The sequence below is a fragment of the Rickettsia asiatica genome (assembly GCF_007989425.1).
Taxonomy (GTDB): Bacteria; Pseudomonadota; Alphaproteobacteria; order Rickettsiales; family Rickettsiaceae; genus Rickettsia; species Rickettsia helvetica.
On sequence record NZ_AP019563.1, the window covers coordinates 415,613 to 432,216 of the forward strand.

Below are 16,604 nucleotides of genomic sequence, written 5' to 3' on the forward strand. Positions count from 1 at the left end.
CTTAACAGTATTTCATCACATTGTCAGGGTAGCTCTTTATTCATACCCTTAGATTCATATAGTGACATAGATGGTTTCCTGCCTAGCGGAAAAACAACTCTTTGATGCAATCTCGTGTCACACACTATATATATGGCTTTTCGGTTATTTAGGTATATGTTAAATATTGCTGAATATCATATGAAAGTAATAAAAAACAAAAAATCTCCTTTCATATATTATTTAGTGTTTTATAATGGCATACAAAAATATACTGCTCCTTTAAATTTATGGGAATTATTTGAAAATAGTGAATTAGTAAAAGCTACTTGGATTAATGATTATCGGCTAATTAATGTTCATGAAATTCCTGATGAAAAATTGAAAGAAAATACTTGGTCCGGAATTCTACAATTTTTTATGAAGCATATTCATAAACGAGATTTGTTAAAGAGATGGTAAGAAATAGCTGACCTTTTATCTATATTTGCTGAGGTTAATATAGGGATTGATTATATAGAGTTAATTTTATTCTATACTTTGACCAAAGTTGGTCAAAATGATATAATAGAAATAGAAAAAATACTTAAATCACAATTAATATAGCCAAAAATTTAATCAAAGCCGGTGTAAAAACTGACTTAATAGCTACCTCAACCGGATTAAAGAAGGAAGAGGTTGAGAAACTTAAATAAATTACTCATACATGTATTTATTATCATTTATATTAGGAGGATTAAATGCATTACTCCGTCAATTACGTTTATCAATTAGCTCTATAGAGTTTTATAAAGACGTATATATAAACTATCAAGGATATGGAATAAGATATTTATTTACCATATCTTTTATTCCGTCAATAATTTATTGTATTTTTATATTAAATTACATAATAACTTTAAAAGATTATTTTAACGGAATACAATCATCAAAAGTTACAGACAACATTGAATATATTATCAATCAATTACCGGAAATTAAATATAATAATTCAAAAATTTCAGTTGAAGAAGTAGAGCCTATATATTTATATAGTAAAAATAACAATAAAATAGTCGTCATTGATACAAAAAATCAAGTTTCTAACAAAGAAAAAAGCAAAATACCGTTTGTACTTGAAGAGAATAAGCTGAAGATAAATTTAATTGTAGCCAATACTAAGAAAAATTTCCCAAGTACTGTTAACTATTCTGAGATATTCAAGCAAAATGAAGTAATTTTAACTCTTGAAATAATAAAAAAATATTTTGCCGATAATTTATTATATGCACCAAATTTGTTTATTTATTTCGGTATGCCGGCTATTATATTATTTTGGTTTGTAACATTCTTATTAGAGAGAAGTATTATAGTTTTGTTAGTATATAGCTTAGCTAATTTACTTACTACTAAAACTTCAATACAAACTTCTATAAGGTTAGTAATGTTTTCAAGCGGAGTCCCGATAATATTACAACCGGTTATTATTATATTAATACCGGAATTAAGCATATTATTACAGCTACTACAAATGTGTACAACTTGTTTAGTATTTATCGCTATTTGGCAAATTAACAAGAGCCTATCGCACTATATATAAGAAAAATCGGTTATCATATAATATGTGATTTTAAATCCTCAATTTACTAAAAAAACAGCCTATTATTAAAAAAATAAAAGTTTTTATTGTTAAAATGAAACCTAAAATTATTTGTTTATAAATTTAGGTAATTTAAATGGGTAAGGAAAAAAAGAAAGTAAGGTTTGCAGAAGAGCCGCAAGTTAAGGAATTTTTGCAAGATCAAGAAGCAACAGAAGTAGACCTTATAAGAGGAAGAGTAATTAATATTTATGATAAAGGCGGCTACTTAAGCCGGATCAATTGGTAATTCATGAAAGAGAAGTACTGGAGTAAAAAATGTTGAAGTAAAGAGAAATCTAAATTTCTTTCAACAAATTTTCGCTGCAGTAGGTCTTGTAAAGGACACAAAAACAATCAAAGAAGCATTTACTTATACTACCGGCGATATACAAGGAATATTAAAGGATAACGGTCAATTTATTAATAATTCTGAGGAAATTAGAAAATTTGTTGATAAAAAGAGATATTCAAATTGCGGATATTGATGGTATCGGTATTGGTAATTTAAATTATCAAGGTAAAATACAAATTAATTCAAAGCTTGGATTAAATAATGAAAAAATTATCCTTTATAAGGATGGTCAATTAGCTGCTATTGAAAGAAAAGGTCAACTTATCAATCAAGAGGGAGAGCCTTTATACAAAGATAACTTAGTCCAAAAAGATAATAAAGTTTATCTAGTTGGGGATGCCGGAAAAAATATTGATACACCTTTTAGAGATCCAAAAACTAGAGCTAGAGATAATTGGAATAGATTAATAAATAAATTCAAGCATGCTTTAATACCGGAACATGAGTTAGGAAAATTAAACGATGCTATAGTAGATTCTGTAAGAGTTAAAGTAGTTCATCCAAATCCAAAACTTGCAGAACATCATCTTCAAATAGCTCAAGGTAAACAAATATGGGATGGGCATGAATTTGAAATATTGCGTATGGGGCCGGAGGAACAAAAATCACCGACTATTCTATGATACCTCCTCTCAGAGATTACTTGATTCTAACGGTAAAGTAGCTTCTACTATCGGTAAAGAAAGTAAAAGCATGAATAATGTTCAAGCATTTGTAATGGGAAAGGATGGAGTAATTTATATGGGTACTCATAAAAATCAATATTTGCCAAATACTAAAAATCTTGTTCACGGTTCATTTTTAAGTGGAAAGCCTGCGGAAGCAGCAGGAGTTATAGGTATAAATGATAGGGGAAAAATTGATTACCTTAGTAATAATAGCGGTCATTATCAACCTTAAGCTTTAGATATGTACCGTGCTGTAAAAAAATACAAGAAACTATGCCTGGTGCTTTAGATAAAAATTGTCAAATCGATATTCAAGGGCATCCACGAATATTTGTTACTGATTTTATAAAAGATATGAAAACCAAAGTAGGTTTTGGAAAAAGTGCTAGAACCAAGCATGAAAAACTAAGAGAAAACAGAATAGAAAAAATTAAAAATTATCAAGCTCATTTAAAAAATATTGCTGCTTCTTCAAAACCTAAAGCTAGAAATAGAATAACAAACAGAGGGTATGGATAATAAAATAATTAACTATAATTAAATGTCATTCCTGCAAAAGCAGGAATCCAGCTAAATGTCATATGCCGGCATTGTTGCGTGGATCGGTAAAACCCACTATGTCACCTAGCTCGCTTGACCACGGGGTCCATAAAAACAATTTAAAATACTAATAATATTAGTATTTTAAGTTGGATCCCGCGATCAAGTCGCGGGGGGGGATGACAGAGGTGGAATTGATCCATGCAACAACGTCCCTAGGTAATTCTGGATTAAGCACTTATTTATAATATTTTGTCCTTCTTTTTCACTTCTACTAGATTCTACACAATTAAATTTTAGTTTATATTAACAAGCTAATTTTTTATTAAATAATATAATTATATACTTGACTAAATTACTTGGGTATTGTAGATATAAAAAAAAATTTTAAGTTTTAATAGGTTGGTTATATGATGCTGACGACGAAAGGAAGATATGCCGTAATGGCAATACTTGAAATGGCTTCAAAATCAAGTGCCGAACCGGTCACTTTGAATGACATTTCCGTAAAACAAAATATATCGCTTAACTATTTAGAGCAGATATTTTCTAAACTTAAAAAAGCTGATCTAGTTAAGGCTATTAGAGGATCGAAAGGGGGATATATTTTAATAGGTAACCTAGAAGAAATAAAAATTTCCGATATTATGGACGCCGTTAACGAAAATTTTATAATGACTACCTGCTATAAGAAATTGGTTAAAACTTGTGTGCCTGATACAATAAAATGTAATTCGCATAAATTATGGAAAGGTCTTGGTAAGCATATTAGAGATTATTTTGAAAATATATCGATTAAAGATGCTTTAAACTTAAATATACTCCTGTGAAATGAAGAGTTGGGATACGAAGATCAACTTGGACAAGAGCAAGGAGTCTGTAAGCCGAGGAGCAGAGCGTACAGAAGTACGTGAGCATCCGAGGACTTACAAAGACGACATAGCCAATTTTTCAAGTTCAATGAGTATATATGATATATTTAGACCATAATGCTACTACTGTTATTGATCCTAGGGTTAAGGAATTCATAATAAGTTTAATGGACAAGGAGCTTAACCCTTCATCAGCACATAGCTCAGGTAGATTTGCTAAGAATATCATAGAAACGGCACGCTTGCAAATAGCAGCAGCTCTTGGTATAACCTTATCATCTAGAGAATATGATATTACTTTTACGTCATCGGGAACTGAAAGTAATAATTTAATAATGAAAAATTTTTATGACAGCGATATTTTTATTTCAGCTATTGAACATTTATCGATCTATAACCATATAAACTACGCTCCAAATATTAAAGTTATAAGAGTTAACACTCAAGGTTTGGTTGATTTAGAACATCTAGAAGAGTTATTATCTCAAAGTAATGCTACTAAAAAATTAGTTTCTGTAATGATGGCTAATAATGAAAGTGGAGTTTTACAAGATATAACCAAAATAAGTGAAATAGCTAAAAAATATGATGCAAAATTTCATAGTGATTTAGTCCAAGGATTTGGTAAAATACCTATAAATATCAAAGTATTAGGGTTAGATTTTGCGACAATTTCAGGACATAAAATAGGAGCAGGGCAGGGTAGTTCGGTTTTAATTTCTAACTCTAATTTTCAAGTTACTCCAATAATTATAGGAGGAGGGCAAGAAAAAGGAATAAGATCAGGTACTGAAAATGTTTTAGCTATTGCAGGGCTTGGGTTAGCAGCTGAATTAATAACAAAAGATATCTCAAAGAAATATGTAAAAATCAAAAACTTACAGGAAGCTTTAGAGAAAAAACTAAAAGAATACCCAAACGTAAACATTGTTAGTAATAATGTAGCGAGGTTGCCTAATACTACCTTAATTACTATACCGAATACGGATGCACAAGTGAAATTCATCGGGTTTGATTTACGTAATATTTGCGTAAGCTCCGGCTCTGCTTGTTCATCAGGAAAAATATCTAAATCACACGTATTAACCAATATAGGTATGAATGAAGAAGAGGCAAAATCCTCTATTAGGATATCTTTAAGCCATACTAATACGGTAAGTGATATAGAGGCTTTTATAGAAGCCTTTGAGGAGATATACAATATATGAACTTTCAACCCATCATTGCGAGGAAAATTACGAAGTAATCCAGTAAAAAAATGCTAAAATTAGCACTTTTTTATTATACTTTTTATTATTTTTCTGGATTGCCACGCTCCCTACGGTCGCTCGCAATGATGAAAAACAAACTATTTAACATTTGTAACCATATGAACCCACAATTAAACAATTTAGCCTTACCGATATATATGGATTATCAGGCAACAACGCCGCTAGATCCAAGGGTAATGGAAGTAATGTTGCCCTATTTTACTACCAAATTTGGGAATCCTCATTCACGTAGCCATTCTTTCGGCTGGGAAGCAGAAAACGCCGTTGAAGAGGCAAGGAGTAGGGTAGCAAGGTTAATAGGAGCGGATACTAAAGAAATTATTTTTACCTCCGGTGCAACTGAATCTAATAACCTTGCAATAAAGGGAATAGCAAAATTTTACGGTAATAAGAAAAATCATATTATTACCGTAGTCAGTGAACATAAATGCGTACTTGATGCTTGCAGGCATTTAGAGCAAGAAGGGATAAAAATCACATACTTACCGATTAAACCAAATGGAATAATCGATTTAGAAACTCTAAAAAATGCCATTACTGATCAGACTATGTTAGTTTCAGTTATGGCGGTTAATAATGAAATAGGTGTTATTCAGCCTTTAAAGGAAATCGGGAAAATTTGCCGTGAAAGAGGCGTTTTTTTTCATTCCGATATTGCTCAAGGTTTTGGTAAAATTCCAATTGATGTTAACGAGTTTAATATTGATCTTGCCAGTATCTCAGGACATAAAATTTACGGTCCGAAAGGAATAGGGGCATTATATGTAAGGAAAAAACCTCGTGTGCGTGTTACGCCGCTCATAAACGGTGGCGGGCAGGAGAGAGGTATGCGTTCAGGTACGCTACCGACTCCTTTAATCGTAGGGCTTGGCATGGCTGCTGAAATAGCGTATAGTGAGATGGAACAAGATACTAAGCACGTAAATTACTTATTCGACAGATTTTTAAATAATATACATAGCCGAATTTCGGAAGTGTATTTAAACGGCGATAAAGATCAAAGATATAAAGGCAATCTAAATCTAAGCTTTGCTGGAGTAGAGGGGGAGTCAATTATCCTTGCTATTAAAGATTTAGCGGTTTCCTCCGGTTCTGCTTGTACTTCTGCTTCTTTAGAGCCGTCATATGTTTTGCGTTCCATGGGTATCGGTGAAGAGCTTGCCCATACTTCGATTAGGTTCGGTATAGGTAGGTTTACTACCGAGCAGGAAATTAATTACGCAGTAAATTTAATATGCTCAAAAATCGATAAACTAAGGGAATTAAGCCCTCTTTGGGAAATGATGCAAGAGGGGATTGATTTGAAGAAGATTAAGTGGGCAGCACACTAACATTGTCACCCCGTGGCTTGGCCACACGGGATCCAGTTTAAAATACTAATATTATTAGTATTTTAAATTATATTTTTGGATGCCGTGATCAAGTCACGGCATGACAGAATTGAAACTAAATTTTAGAGAATAACAATGGCTTATAGCAACAAAGTGATAGATCATTATGAAAATCCGCGTAATGTTGGATCGCTTGATAAAGAAAATAAAAATGTCGGTACAGGACTAGTTGGAGCTCCTGCTTGCGGTGATGTTATGAAGTTACAAATCGAAGTTGATGATGACGGGATTATTACAGATGCTAAATTTAAAACATTTGGCTGCGGTTCAGCTATTGCTTCAAGTTCTTTAGTAACGGAGTGGGTTAAAGGAAGATCAGTAGAAGATGCCGAAACTATTAAAAATACTGAAATAGCAAAAGAATTATCACTTCCACCGGTAAAATTACATTGCTCACTACTTGCTGAAGATGCAATAAAAGCAGCTATAGCTGATTACAAACAGAAAAAAGAAAGCAAAAAAGACTCTTAAAACATGAAAAATGTTATTTCATTAACCGATTCTGCTGCAAAGCAAGTAAAATTGCTAATAGAAAAACGAGCCAAGCCTACCTTTGGTATTAGGGTAGGAGTTAAGTCAGGCGGTTGTGCCGGTCAGACTTATTACGTTGAATATGCCGATAGTAAAAATCAATTCGATGAAGTAGTTGAAGAAAAGGGCGTGCGGGTACTAATCAACCCAAAGGCATTAATGTATATTCTAGGTTCTGAAATGGACTATGTAGAGACGAAATTCAAATCCCAATTCACTTTCACCAATCCCAACGAAAAAGCTAATTGCGGCTGCGGCAAATCCTTTAGCATATAAGAAGCTATCTGTAAACTTATTTTAAGGCTAATTAAATTCTTTTCTGCTGCAAATTATAAGTTTTTTTTGAAATAGGAACAGCTATTCCTGCAAAAAATTTATAATTTTCGCTAAAAAATCTCTTTAATTATCAATTAAAATAAGTTTACAGATAGCTTCTAACAATCCCACTTGATTAATACCATATGTTATTTATTAATACTTCAGAACTCAAATAAGTAATTTATATGGCACAAAGCATGTATATTAAAACCGGATGTAAAAGGAAGAATAACACTTGGTAAAAATTAGCTAAAGGAGTAAGTAGTTTTCACGTTATTGTTAATAGTAAAAAAGGACAAATTATTTTAGAACCCTATACGGAAATACCTTTAAAAGAAAGTTGGCTATTTAATAATAAAAAGGCTTTAATACAATTAAATAACGGTATTAAAGATTCTGCTAAAAGGCAAGTTAAATTTATAGAAGATTTCAGCAAATATTTAGATGATGACTTTTAAAATTCTTTACTATTCAAGCTAGTAAAGATTTGGAAGAACTTGAAAATAATAAAGGATTAGAAAAGCGTTTAAAAGCAGTGAAAAAAACACTGGCATATTTACAAATGAATCCTCGCCATCCTAGTTTAAATACCCATAAATATAAATCTATTAAAGGACATAACGGAGAAGAAATATTTGAAGCTTATGCTGAAAATAATACTCCTACTGCTTATAGAATTTTTTGGCATTATGGGACCAAATAAAGATAACATCACTATCTTAACAATTACAGTACATCCATAAAAAGCAGGTTGCGGTTGACTATTACACCAACAGCTTTATTTCAATAAAAATCATGCGAATCACCGGAAAATGAAATCTCCCAGTCTACTTTGATATGATTAGGGTCGCTTATACTATTATATTTAACTAAATCCTGAACAGAAGTACCATAATTTTGTGAAATTTTTGATAAAGTGTCTCCTGATTTCACTGTATAAACTTTAGCGATGCGATTTGGCATATTAACTCCTAAGATTGATAGCTTAAAAAGCTATCAATCTTTTGTTTAGAAATCAAGAGTAAAATGACTATAGTAGTTTTATCTATTGCTAAAAATCATTATTTCAGCTATATTAAAAGCCGTTTTATAATTAAATCAATAACAAAATTATGTCACAAAAATTAGGTTTTTGGGCGGTTTTTGCCTTAGTAACCGGCAGTCAAATCGGTACTAGCGTTTTTATATTGCCATTAAGTTTAGCACCATTCGGTATATACAGCATTTGGGGCTGGGTACTTTCATTATTCGGTGCTATGAGTATAGCACTGGTATTCTCTTGCTTATGTGCAAAATTTCCTAAAACAGGCGGTCCGCACGTTTATGTACGGGAAAGTTTCAGGGATAAAATAGCTTTTTTCACCGGTTGGACTTATTGGGTTATATCCTTTGTCAGTACAAGTATAGTAGTCATTTCGGCAATAGGCTATCTAACACCTTTTTTTAAATCACAAGCGGTTTTAGATTTAATATTACAGATAATATTATTAGGTGCTATTACGGTTTTAAATTTAAAAGGTCCTGAAGTAGCAGGAAAAGCAGAGTTTTATTTAACTCTCTTAAAATTTGTTCCGCTGCTTGTAGTAGGTTTAGCTGCATTATCTCATTTTAATATAGATAATATAGCTATTGCCGAGGAAGTAGAGAGTTTAAGCATTCCGACCATTATGGGAAGAGTTGCGCTTCTTACTTTTTGGGGATTTATCGGCATTGAGTGTGTAACTACTACGGCAGGAGCGGTAAAAGATCCGGCTAAGACTATTCCAAGAGCTATAATGCTCGGAACTTTCTGCGTAGCGGTTTTATATATTATTAATAGTATAGGTATAATGGGGCTAATCCCTGCTTCTGAACTTATTAGTTCTAAAGCTCCTTATGCTGATGCTGCTGCATTATTATTTGGGGGTAAATGGTCAAGCGTAATTGCGGTTATAGCTTCTATAATATGTATTGGTACGCTTAATGCTTGGGTACTAACTAGCGGACAGATAGCCCTAGGACTTGCCGAAGATGGATTATTACCGAAATTTTTTGCTAAGAAAAATAGCAATAACGCTCCAACTCACGGAATTATTGTAAGCTGTCTTGGCATTGTGCCGTTATTAGTCTTTACGGCAAATGATAATTTTGCCAAGCAGATCACACAAATAATAGATTTCTCGGTAATAGCGTTCTTATTCGTCTATTTAATTTGTAGCTTAGCATTTTTAAAAGTAATTCTTAGTTCAAAAGAAAATTTTTCTTATTATTATTTACTTATAGTTATGATATCTATTATCTTTTGTAGTTGGGTTATCTATGAAACACCTGTTAAAACTCTGATTATAGCTAGCTCCTTTACTATCCTTGGTATTCCTTTGTATTATGGATGGTATAAATGTCATTCCCGTCTATGAGCGTTGCCTAGGTGGTCAGCATCCAAGCGGGTAAGAGAACGACATGAGAGATATAAACATGACAAAAATCCGAATTAATCTACTTAGAAACTTATTTTCAAAATATAATATAGACGGTTATATAATACCGTCTAACGATAAATATATGAGCGAATATGTACCGGATTATGCTAAAAGGCTTGAATATATCACAGGTTTTACCGGCTCAAACGGTATGGCTATTATATGTAAAGATACTGCATTATTTTTTACTGATGGGCGTTATTTAGAGCAAGCAAGCAAAGAGCTTGATCTGCAAATTTTTAAGATTTTTAACTTAAAAGATATATCCACAACATTAGATAAAGATACTAAAATAGGATATGATTCTGAATTATTTACTTATCCTACTATATCGAATTTAATTTTACTAGATCCTGCGGTCAAGCCGCAGGATGACAATTTGTGCAAAATTAACGGAAATTTAGTTGATAAGATTTGGCAAAATCAGCCTCTAGAACCAAGCTCTAAAGTTTATTTACATGATATTAAATTTGCGGGTGTTAGTCATACTGATAAAATAAGTAAATGTTGTGAAATTGCATTGTCATCCCGCGGCTTGACCGCAGGATCTAATAATTATATGGATACTGTGGTCAAGCAACTAGATGACAACACTGAGGACTTTGCCTTAGTCATTCTTGATAGCTCCTCCATATGCTGGTTACTAAATTTGCGGGCTAGTGACGTTGCCTATACACCTTTAATGTTTGCAAAAGTAATTGTTACATCTACAAAATTATATCTATTTATCGATCCTACAAGAATTGATGCCGAAATTATTGATGCACGTCCTGAAATAACGATTTTACCGGAAAAAGAATTTGAAAATATTTTAAGAGATAGCGAAAATATTTTTATTGATGATACTATAGCCTCTGTTCATATAATGGACTTAATAGCTGATAAAAAAGTACAGAAAATTACCGATCCATGCTTAATGCTTAAAGCTTGTAAGAACGATGTAGAAATTAAACATGCAATCGATTTTCATATTAAAGATGCAGTAGCTTTATGTGAGTTTTTTGCTGATTTGGATAAATGTGTCATCCCGCGGCTTGACCACGGGATCTCAGAACACAGTGTGCAGCACAAGATCCCGCTACAAGCTCGCGGGATGACAAAGACTATAACCGAACACATCCTCGGTTTAAGGCTTACAGAGTATCGAGCTAAACAAGAGGGGTATGTTTCGGATAGTTTTCCAGCTATTTGCGGATTTCAGGAAAATAGTGCCATTATTCATTATAGAGCTGACCAAAAAACTGCTAAGAAAATTAGAGTTCTTCCTTCTATAGGGCAGGGGATATTACTAATTGATTCCGGCGGTCAATATAGTGGTGCTACTACCGATATAACTCGAACAATCGTGATAGGTACGCCGACCGATGAGCAGAAAAAGCGTTATACGCAAGTACTTAAAGGACATATTGCTTTAGCTAAAGCCAAATTCCCTAAAAATATTGTTACAGGGGCTAATCTTGATATACTCGCTCGGCAATATTTATGGCAAGAAATGCTAGATTATCCACACGGTACAGGACATGGAGTAGGGAGCTTCTTAAGCGTCCATGAAGGACCGCAAAGCATAAATCTTCGTAATAAAACCGTACTTAAAGCAGGTATGATCTTATCTAATGAACCTGGATTTTATATTCCAGGAAAATACGGAATTAGAATCGAAAATTTAATGTATGTAAAAGAAAATAGCAAATGGCTTGAGTTTGAGACCTTAAGCTTAGTACCTTATGCTAGTAAATTAATTGATGTGAAACTACTTAATATTGATGAAATAAACTATATCAAGGAATATTATAACAAAATTAAAATCCAAATTTATTCGTTATTATCGTCAAATGCTCAAAATTGGCTTAATAATGAAATAAATTTATTTTTACAATCATTATTGTAATTGACGTTTCCGCTATTTATTGGTATAAAGTCGATACATTTCTAATTTCTACATTGGGACGTCGCCAAGTGGTAAGGCAACGGTTTTTGGTATCGTCATTCGGAGGTTCGAATCCTCCCGTCCCAGCCATCCGTCAATTCCTGATGTTTTTACGAGGCTATCGAAAGGCGAACGCAGCATAAACTCAAGGTTTTCCTATGACTTCTGATACTTTAAAATATCTTAAAAGGGTCTGTCAGATTCTTTGTGTAAGTATGATTTCTCCATTTGCCCAATTTTGTAAAGTAGTATCACAAAGGATTGCAAATTGATTTAAAGCCATCGCCCAATTCTTAATAGGCATTGTCCATTTTTTAGAGGCATTTGTCAACGCCAAAAAGATTATTTTCTGAATCGATTTGTCATCTGGAAACACTCCTTTATTTTTAATAATTTTATGAATTTGACGGTTAGTGGATTCAATAGCATTAGTAGTGTAAATCGCTTTTCTAATGTCTTCCGGAAAGCTAAAAAATGGAGCTATGCCAGACCAATTTCGTTGCCATATGTCAAAAATAACTGGATATTTTTCATCCCATTTTTTGGCAAAATTTTGTAATTCTCTTAATCCCTCTGCTTCATTTATTGCAGAATAAACTGCTTTTAAATCAGCTGTTACCGCTTTTAAATCTTTGTATGATACGTATTTTACAGAATTTCTTACCATATGAACAATACACAACTGCACTATGGTTTTTGGAAAAATGTTATTTATCGCCTCTGGAAAACCCTTAAGACCATCAACACATGCAACATATATTTGTTCAACTCCTCGATTCTTAAGTTCTGTTACTACCTGCATCCAAAATTTAGACCCTTCATCTTGCCTATCCAAATTCCTAATAGCTCTTTCTTGCCCTCCATATTCACTCCAATAGCTATATAAACTGCTTTATTTATTATTACATGATTATCTCTTGCCTTAACATGAATACAATCTAAGTACATTATAGGATATACATTATCAAGTGCTCTATTCTGCCAGGCAGTTACTTCCTCTAAAATACCATCAGTTACCTTTGATATTAACTCAGATGATACCTTGGTGGCATATAGTTCTTCTAAGTGCCATTGTATTTCCCTAATGGTCATTCCCCGAGCATATAAGGATATTACTTTATCATCAAATCCTTCAAATTTACGCACTCCTTTTGGAATTAGTTGAGGTTCAAATTCTCCGTCCCGATCCCTTGGCACTTCTACTTTCAATTTACGACCTTCTGGATCTATTAGAGTCTTTTCATAATTGCCATTATGTCTGTTATCTGAGTCTTTCTCATTTTTAGAATGTTTCTCATAACCTATATGAGATTCCATTTCTTTCTCTAAAATCTTATTTACTATCTGCTTTTTAATTTCCTGAAATATCCCTTCTTTGCCAAATATCTCAGATGGATCACTTTGTGATAGTATTTCTGATACTACTTTTTCTATAGTTGGATTTGATACTTTGCTCTTATTTTTCATATTAGCCTCATGTAAGTTGTTTTAATTAATTTTATTCTTAACTATTTTTATAACTTACATAAACTTTCTGACACCCTCTCTTAAAAAAGAACAAACAGATATTTATCAGTGGATGAAGCAAACCATGCTGCTTAATGCTAATCGAGAGGCTTATGATGATTTAAGAGAGAAGTTTTCGCTATCTAGAATATATCCTCAGTTAGTAAGTATGAATGCTACTCGTGGGTTATTTCAGCAATCATTTTCCTATCTTATTGCAGGAGAAATGGCAGCAAATTTAATGCCTATTTTGCAGTCAGTATTTTTTGCCTTGGTAATTTGCCTTATTTTTGTAGTATTTCCAATGTCAATGCTGCCTGGCGGTTATATGATATTTAAAACTTGGATCACCTTGATTATTTGGGTAACTAGCTGGCCAGTATTTTTTACCGTAATTCATTGTTTAGGGATGATTAGCTGGTAAATCTGGCATAAGTCACCTTACTGGTTTAAATATCTTATCACAAGGAAGTTTTTCAGAAAATGTTTTACATTGTTATGCAACGTTTCAGATGCTACTAGCACAGTGCCGATGTTATCATGGGCAGTATTAAAGGCTTGTGCTCATGCAACAACTACTTTGGCTCATCAATTTTCTCCGGTACCAGTTGCAAAGTAGCATTTTACCTGAACACAAAAAATCTTATTATAACGCCCCTTAAAATCGCTAATTTAGCATTGTGAACTTTGTTACTAAGGTGGTATTAAAAAATTTTATAAAAACATCTGTAATATTTTACGATAAAGAACGAATCAAATCTTCTTCAAGACCAGTAACACTAGAAATTAAAGAAAAATTACAACCTTGAGATAGCATTTTTCTTGCTACCTCTGTTTTTACTCTGATATTTTCTTCAGCTTTTCCCTCAGCTTTTCCTTTCATTTGACCAATTTGAATCCCCTCAGCTTTTCCTTTTTCAATGCCTTGAATTATGCCATGCTGAATGCCCTCATCTATGTATTTTTGTGCTATTGTTCTCATAATATTATCTTTTTCTTCTGTTGATAAATGCTTAACTATTATTTGTTCTAATTCTTGCTGCTTCTCTTCAGAGATCTTAGCATCAGTATACCATAAAAACGATCTTAAGTAAATATATCCTGATTCCTTATCCATTATTAAACTTGGTTTAAATCTAGTTAAAAACTCATCCCATAGTTTTAGCATATCCCTTTGGTATATGTGCTTTAAAAAATACTCCATCATCCCAAGATGCTTCTTCTTTGCTATCTCATCATCAGACTGACTTTGCAAATCTACTAGTTGATAATCTTTCACCATTAGTTTCTTTGCTTGCTCTGGTTTTGTAAATAATTCCCAGAAATTTCTTGGCGCGCTATATACTTCAGAACCATTATATATTAACAATGGACAAATTAATGGTAATTTCTCTTTATTTGTCATGTGACGCTCACATAGAAGCAGCATATATTTCCATAATCTTAATGCTATCCAATAATCACAACTAGATTGAGCCTCTATTAGTACATAGACAAATGCTTTTTCTTGATCTTTAGTTTTGACTGAATAAATTATATCACTATATTTTCTTTTTAAATCATCTTCGACAAATGACTCTTTTTCTACTGTTATTGCTTTTAAATCTATTAACTCCTTAAAATCTGAGGGCAAATAATGTTCTAAAAATTCCTGGGCTGCTATCTTCTCAGTTAGAATCTTCTTGACTAAAGCATCATGTTTTAATTTTTTTGCCATATAACTTATTTATTATTTAATTCGTATAGCAACACTGCTTATTATACTCTTAAAGTCTGATGCCTTGATTAAGTTTGATCTCAGAGCAGTGTTTTATCTCAGTTCTTATTGCTTTACCTATTTCGGAAGCTGGATTTATATACTGCATAACTTGCTTATCTTTTCCGATAGCTAATAGATAATCTTCAGCAACAAGATGACTTTTGCCTTGAAAATCATATACTACTATATCAGAAAATCTTTTATCACCAAGATTATAATTAGGATCAAATTTATTCTTCGTAATTTGTAAATCTTTCTGTATCTTCTGCTCTATTACCGACTCACAAATCTTATTACTATAGAAAAGACAAGAATCTATACTTTTTTCTCTGTAGAGTTGCATAGCAGTATTGATATTCTCTGCTGTGCCAAATTTTGCCAGAGCTGTTATTTGCTGCTGCTGAACATTATTTAGTTCGTTATTATCGTTATTTGCAAATTTTGAAAATAGTAATTCTATAGAGTTAAATTGTATTATCACTTGCTTTTAAGGATGATTTAAGTTCTGTTACTTTGCTAGCTGCTGTTAATTTTACTATTTCAGGCTCTATAAGCTTGTTGATAGATTCTACTCCTTGGGATTTTAACATATCATTAAAATCGCCTTTTTCTGGTGGTCGTATTATTGATACTATAGCTCCTTTGCTAATTAATTCTTCCTGTGCTTTAATTACAGTATTAACTGATACTGCATCTTTGCCATCATTATCAGCAGCAATTATTATTCTCTCACCTTTGATAGGCTCATAGTTCCTGATGTTACTGACACCTAAACTACAAAGAATTTTGCCTTTAATACCAGCTTCCGCAATGCTTAAAGTTGTCTCTACCCCTTCTGCTATAATCGTTACATTACTAACTAAATTGTTGCCATCTTTACTGTTTGGTATGTGCTGTTGTTCATTATTTTTATTAATCTCAACAAAAGAACCTCTGATTCTGCCAAATGAACGTTTATTAACCTCAATATCAGCTTTATTATTTGTGTCTTTGTTTAAATAAATTGATTATCCACCGGTAATATTACCATCTTTATTTCTAGCAAAAGCAATTAATGCAGGATAATATTGTTTACTAATTGGAGTTGCCAATTATGTTTAATAGAATTTTTAAGCTGGTCGATATCTTTTTCTTGATTCTCGTTGCTAATTGTCATAATCTGCCTCTGCTGTTTTGTGTTATAAAATAGTAGCTAGAGGTTAAATGTTAAAATTTTGGTGTTTTGTAATTTAACCTCTATGCTTAGCGTTATCTCACATAAAGTCAAATCACGAATATCCCAGCTATTTTTGGAAGTACAGAGGATTCTTCAGCTTTTCTGACAGATTTTTTCATAATATAACAAACAGCTGCACAAATGAGACACTGATAAAATACTAAAAACATACTTCCTCAATTCCATATCACTCT

At 32.5% G+C, this 16,604-nt stretch carries 16 protein-coding genes, 1 tRNA gene and 4 pseudogenes; 17 read left to right on the forward strand and 4 right to left on the reverse strand.

The window, feature by feature from the left end:
- Positions 1 to 132: 132 nt before the first annotated feature.
- From RAS_RS02315 to RAS_RS02375, 13 genes and pseudogenes are all read left to right on the forward strand, one after another.
- A pseudogene (locus RAS_RS02315) lies at positions 133 to 579 on the forward strand (Rpn family recombination-promoting nuclease/putative transposase); the annotation flags it as partial.
- A 106-nt stretch (positions 580 to 685) separates the two neighbouring features.
- Complete coding sequence (locus RAS_RS02320) at positions 686 to 1,558, forward strand: DUF1189 family protein (protein ID WP_029374777.1); 873 nt, start codon at positions 686 to 688, stop codon at positions 1,556 to 1,558.
- A 136-nt stretch (positions 1,559 to 1,694) separates the two neighbouring features.
- Positions 1,695 to 1,847 (forward strand): hypothetical protein, encoded by a 153-nt coding sequence (locus tag RAS_RS08510; protein ID WP_172616112.1) that lies wholly within the window; start codon positions 1,695 to 1,697, stop codon positions 1,845 to 1,847.
- A gap of 200 nt (positions 1,848 to 2,047) precedes the next feature.
- On the forward strand, positions 2,048 to 2,575 hold the full coding sequence (locus RAS_RS09450; RefSeq protein ID WP_232049290.1) for a hypothetical protein: 528 nt from the start codon (positions 2,048 to 2,050) through the stop codon (positions 2,573 to 2,575).
- Positions 2,576 to 2,645: 70 nt separating this feature from the next.
- Positions 2,646 to 2,852, forward strand: a complete 207-nt coding sequence (locus RAS_RS02330; protein ID WP_010422253.1) for a hypothetical protein — start codon at positions 2,646 to 2,648, stop codon at positions 2,850 to 2,852.
- Positions 2,853 to 2,893: 41 nt separating this feature from the next.
- A complete protein-coding gene (locus RAS_RS02335; RefSeq protein ID WP_147141988.1) occupies positions 2,894 to 3,139 on the forward strand; it encodes a hypothetical protein in 246 nt (81 codons plus the stop codon).
- A gap of 431 nt (positions 3,140 to 3,570) precedes the next feature.
- Entirely contained in the window at positions 3,571 to 3,990 is a 420-nt protein-coding gene (locus RAS_RS02340) for a Fe-S cluster assembly transcription factor (RefSeq protein WP_147141991.1), read from the forward strand.
- 1 nt (position 3,991) lies between these two features.
- On the forward strand, positions 3,992 to 4,150 hold the full coding sequence (locus RAS_RS02345; RefSeq protein ID WP_147141994.1) for a palindromic element RPE5 domain-containing protein: 159 nt from the start codon (positions 3,992 to 3,994) through the stop codon (positions 4,148 to 4,150).
- On the forward strand, positions 4,131 to 5,240 hold the full coding sequence (locus tag RAS_RS02350; RefSeq protein ID WP_147141997.1) for a cysteine desulfurase family protein: 1,110 nt from the start codon (positions 4,131 to 4,133) through the stop codon (positions 5,238 to 5,240). Before RAS_RS02345 ends, RAS_RS02350 begins: the two co-directional genes overlap by 20 nt.
- Positions 5,241 to 5,401: 161 nt before the next feature.
- The gene (locus RAS_RS02355; protein WP_147141999.1) at positions 5,402 to 6,634 is read left to right on the forward strand and encodes an IscS subfamily cysteine desulfurase; all 1,233 of its coding nucleotides are present in this window, start codon (positions 5,402 to 5,404) and stop codon (positions 6,632 to 6,634) included.
- Positions 6,635 to 6,769: 135 nt separating this feature from the next.
- On the forward strand, positions 6,770 to 7,165 hold the full coding sequence (gene iscU / locus RAS_RS02360; protein ID WP_147142004.1) for a Fe-S cluster assembly scaffold IscU: 396 nt from the start codon (positions 6,770 to 6,772) through the stop codon (positions 7,163 to 7,165).
- 3 nt (positions 7,166 to 7,168) lie between these two features.
- Positions 7,169 to 7,501 (forward strand): iron-sulfur cluster assembly accessory protein, encoded by a 333-nt coding sequence (locus RAS_RS02365; protein WP_147142007.1) that lies wholly within the window; start codon positions 7,169 to 7,171, stop codon positions 7,499 to 7,501.
- 529 nt (positions 7,502 to 8,030) lie between these two features.
- The gene (locus tag RAS_RS02375; RefSeq protein WP_232049291.1) at positions 8,031 to 8,246 is read left to right on the forward strand and encodes a hypothetical protein; all 216 of its coding nucleotides are present in this window, start codon (positions 8,031 to 8,033) and stop codon (positions 8,244 to 8,246) included.
- Positions 8,247 to 8,326: 80 nt separating this feature from the next.
- On the opposite strand, the gene RAS_RS02380 is transcribed toward RAS_RS02375, so the two are convergent.
- Positions 8,327 to 8,506, reverse strand: a complete 180-nt coding sequence (locus RAS_RS02380; RefSeq protein WP_147142010.1) for a LysM peptidoglycan-binding domain-containing protein — start codon at positions 8,504 to 8,506, stop codon at positions 8,327 to 8,329.
- Positions 8,507 to 8,655: 149 nt separating this feature from the next.
- Here RAS_RS02380 and RAS_RS02385 point away from each other — a divergent pair, with 149 nt between their 5' ends.
- The 3 genes from RAS_RS02385 (at position 8,656) to RAS_RS02395 (ending at position 12,019) form a co-directional block, all read left to right on the forward strand.
- Entirely contained in the window at positions 8,656 to 9,939 is a 1,284-nt protein-coding gene (locus tag RAS_RS02385) for an APC family permease (RefSeq protein ID WP_147142014.1), read from the forward strand.
- 58 nt (positions 9,940 to 9,997) lie between these two features.
- Positions 9,998 to 11,890, forward strand: a complete 1,893-nt coding sequence (locus RAS_RS02390; RefSeq protein WP_147143951.1) for an aminopeptidase P family protein — start codon at positions 9,998 to 10,000, stop codon at positions 11,888 to 11,890.
- Between the two features lie 54 nt (positions 11,891 to 11,944).
- Positions 11,945 to 12,019, forward strand: a tRNA-Gln gene (locus tag RAS_RS02395).
- 106 nt (positions 12,020 to 12,125) lie between these two features.
- Here RAS_RS02395 and RAS_RS02400 read toward each other — a convergent pair.
- A pseudogene (locus RAS_RS02400) lies at positions 12,126 to 13,396 on the reverse strand (IS256 family transposase).
- Between the two features lie 79 nt (positions 13,397 to 13,475).
- On the opposite strand from RAS_RS02400, the pseudogene RAS_RS02405 reads away from it, so the two are divergent.
- Positions 13,476 to 14,048: pseudogene (locus RAS_RS02405) on the forward strand (conjugal transfer protein TraG N-terminal domain-containing protein); the annotation flags it as partial.
- Between the two features lie 123 nt (positions 14,049 to 14,171).
- Here RAS_RS02405 and RAS_RS02410 read toward each other — a convergent pair.
- Both RAS_RS02410 and RAS_RS02415 read right to left on the reverse strand, forming a co-directional pair.
- On the reverse strand, positions 14,172 to 15,152 hold the full coding sequence (locus RAS_RS02410) for an Rpn family recombination-promoting nuclease/putative transposase (protein ID WP_147142017.1): 981 nt from the start codon (positions 15,150 to 15,152) through the stop codon (positions 14,172 to 14,174).
- Between the two features lie 49 nt (positions 15,153 to 15,201).
- Positions 15,202 to 16,270 (reverse strand): annotated as a pseudogene (locus RAS_RS02415) (toprim domain-containing protein); the annotation flags it as partial.
- Positions 16,271 to 16,604: the final 334 nt, after the last annotated feature.

Coding starts and splice junctions, on each gene's coding strand:
- RAS_RS02390 (WP_147143951.1), top strand. CDS start 9,998: ATGACAAAAATCCGAATTAATCTACTTAGAAACTTATTTTCAAAATAT.
- RAS_RS02380 (WP_147142010.1), bottom strand. CDS start 8,506: ATGCCAAATCGCATCGCTAAAGTTTATACAGTGAAATCAGGAGACACT.
- RAS_RS02385 (WP_147142014.1), top strand. CDS start 8,656: ATGTCACAAAAATTAGGTTTTTGGGCGGTTTTTGCCTTAGTAACCGGC.
- RAS_RS02350 (WP_147141997.1), top strand. CDS start 4,131: ATGATATATTTAGACCATAATGCTACTACTGTTATTGATCCTAGGGTT.
- RAS_RS02330 (WP_010422253.1), top strand. CDS start 2,646: ATGAATAATGTTCAAGCATTTGTAATGGGAAAGGATGGAGTAATTTAT.
- iscU (WP_147142004.1), top strand. CDS start 6,770: ATGGCTTATAGCAACAAAGTGATAGATCATTATGAAAATCCGCGTAAT.
- RAS_RS02365 (WP_147142007.1), top strand. CDS start 7,169: ATGAAAAATGTTATTTCATTAACCGATTCTGCTGCAAAGCAAGTAAAA.
- RAS_RS02320 (WP_029374777.1), top strand. CDS start 686: ATGTATTTATTATCATTTATATTAGGAGGATTAAATGCATTACTCCGT.
- RAS_RS08510 (WP_172616112.1), top strand. CDS start 1,695: ATGGGTAAGGAAAAAAAGAAAGTAAGGTTTGCAGAAGAGCCGCAAGTT.
- RAS_RS02410 (WP_147142017.1), bottom strand. CDS start 15,152: ATGGCAAAAAAATTAAAACATGATGCTTTAGTCAAGAAGATTCTAACT.
- RAS_RS02335 (WP_147141988.1), top strand. CDS start 2,894: ATGCCTGGTGCTTTAGATAAAAATTGTCAAATCGATATTCAAGGGCAT.
- RAS_RS02345 (WP_147141994.1), top strand. CDS start 3,992: ATGAAGAGTTGGGATACGAAGATCAACTTGGACAAGAGCAAGGAGTCT.
- RAS_RS02340 (WP_147141991.1), top strand. CDS start 3,571: ATGATGCTGACGACGAAAGGAAGATATGCCGTAATGGCAATACTTGAA.
- RAS_RS02355 (WP_147141999.1), top strand. CDS start 5,402: ATGAACCCACAATTAAACAATTTAGCCTTACCGATATATATGGATTAT.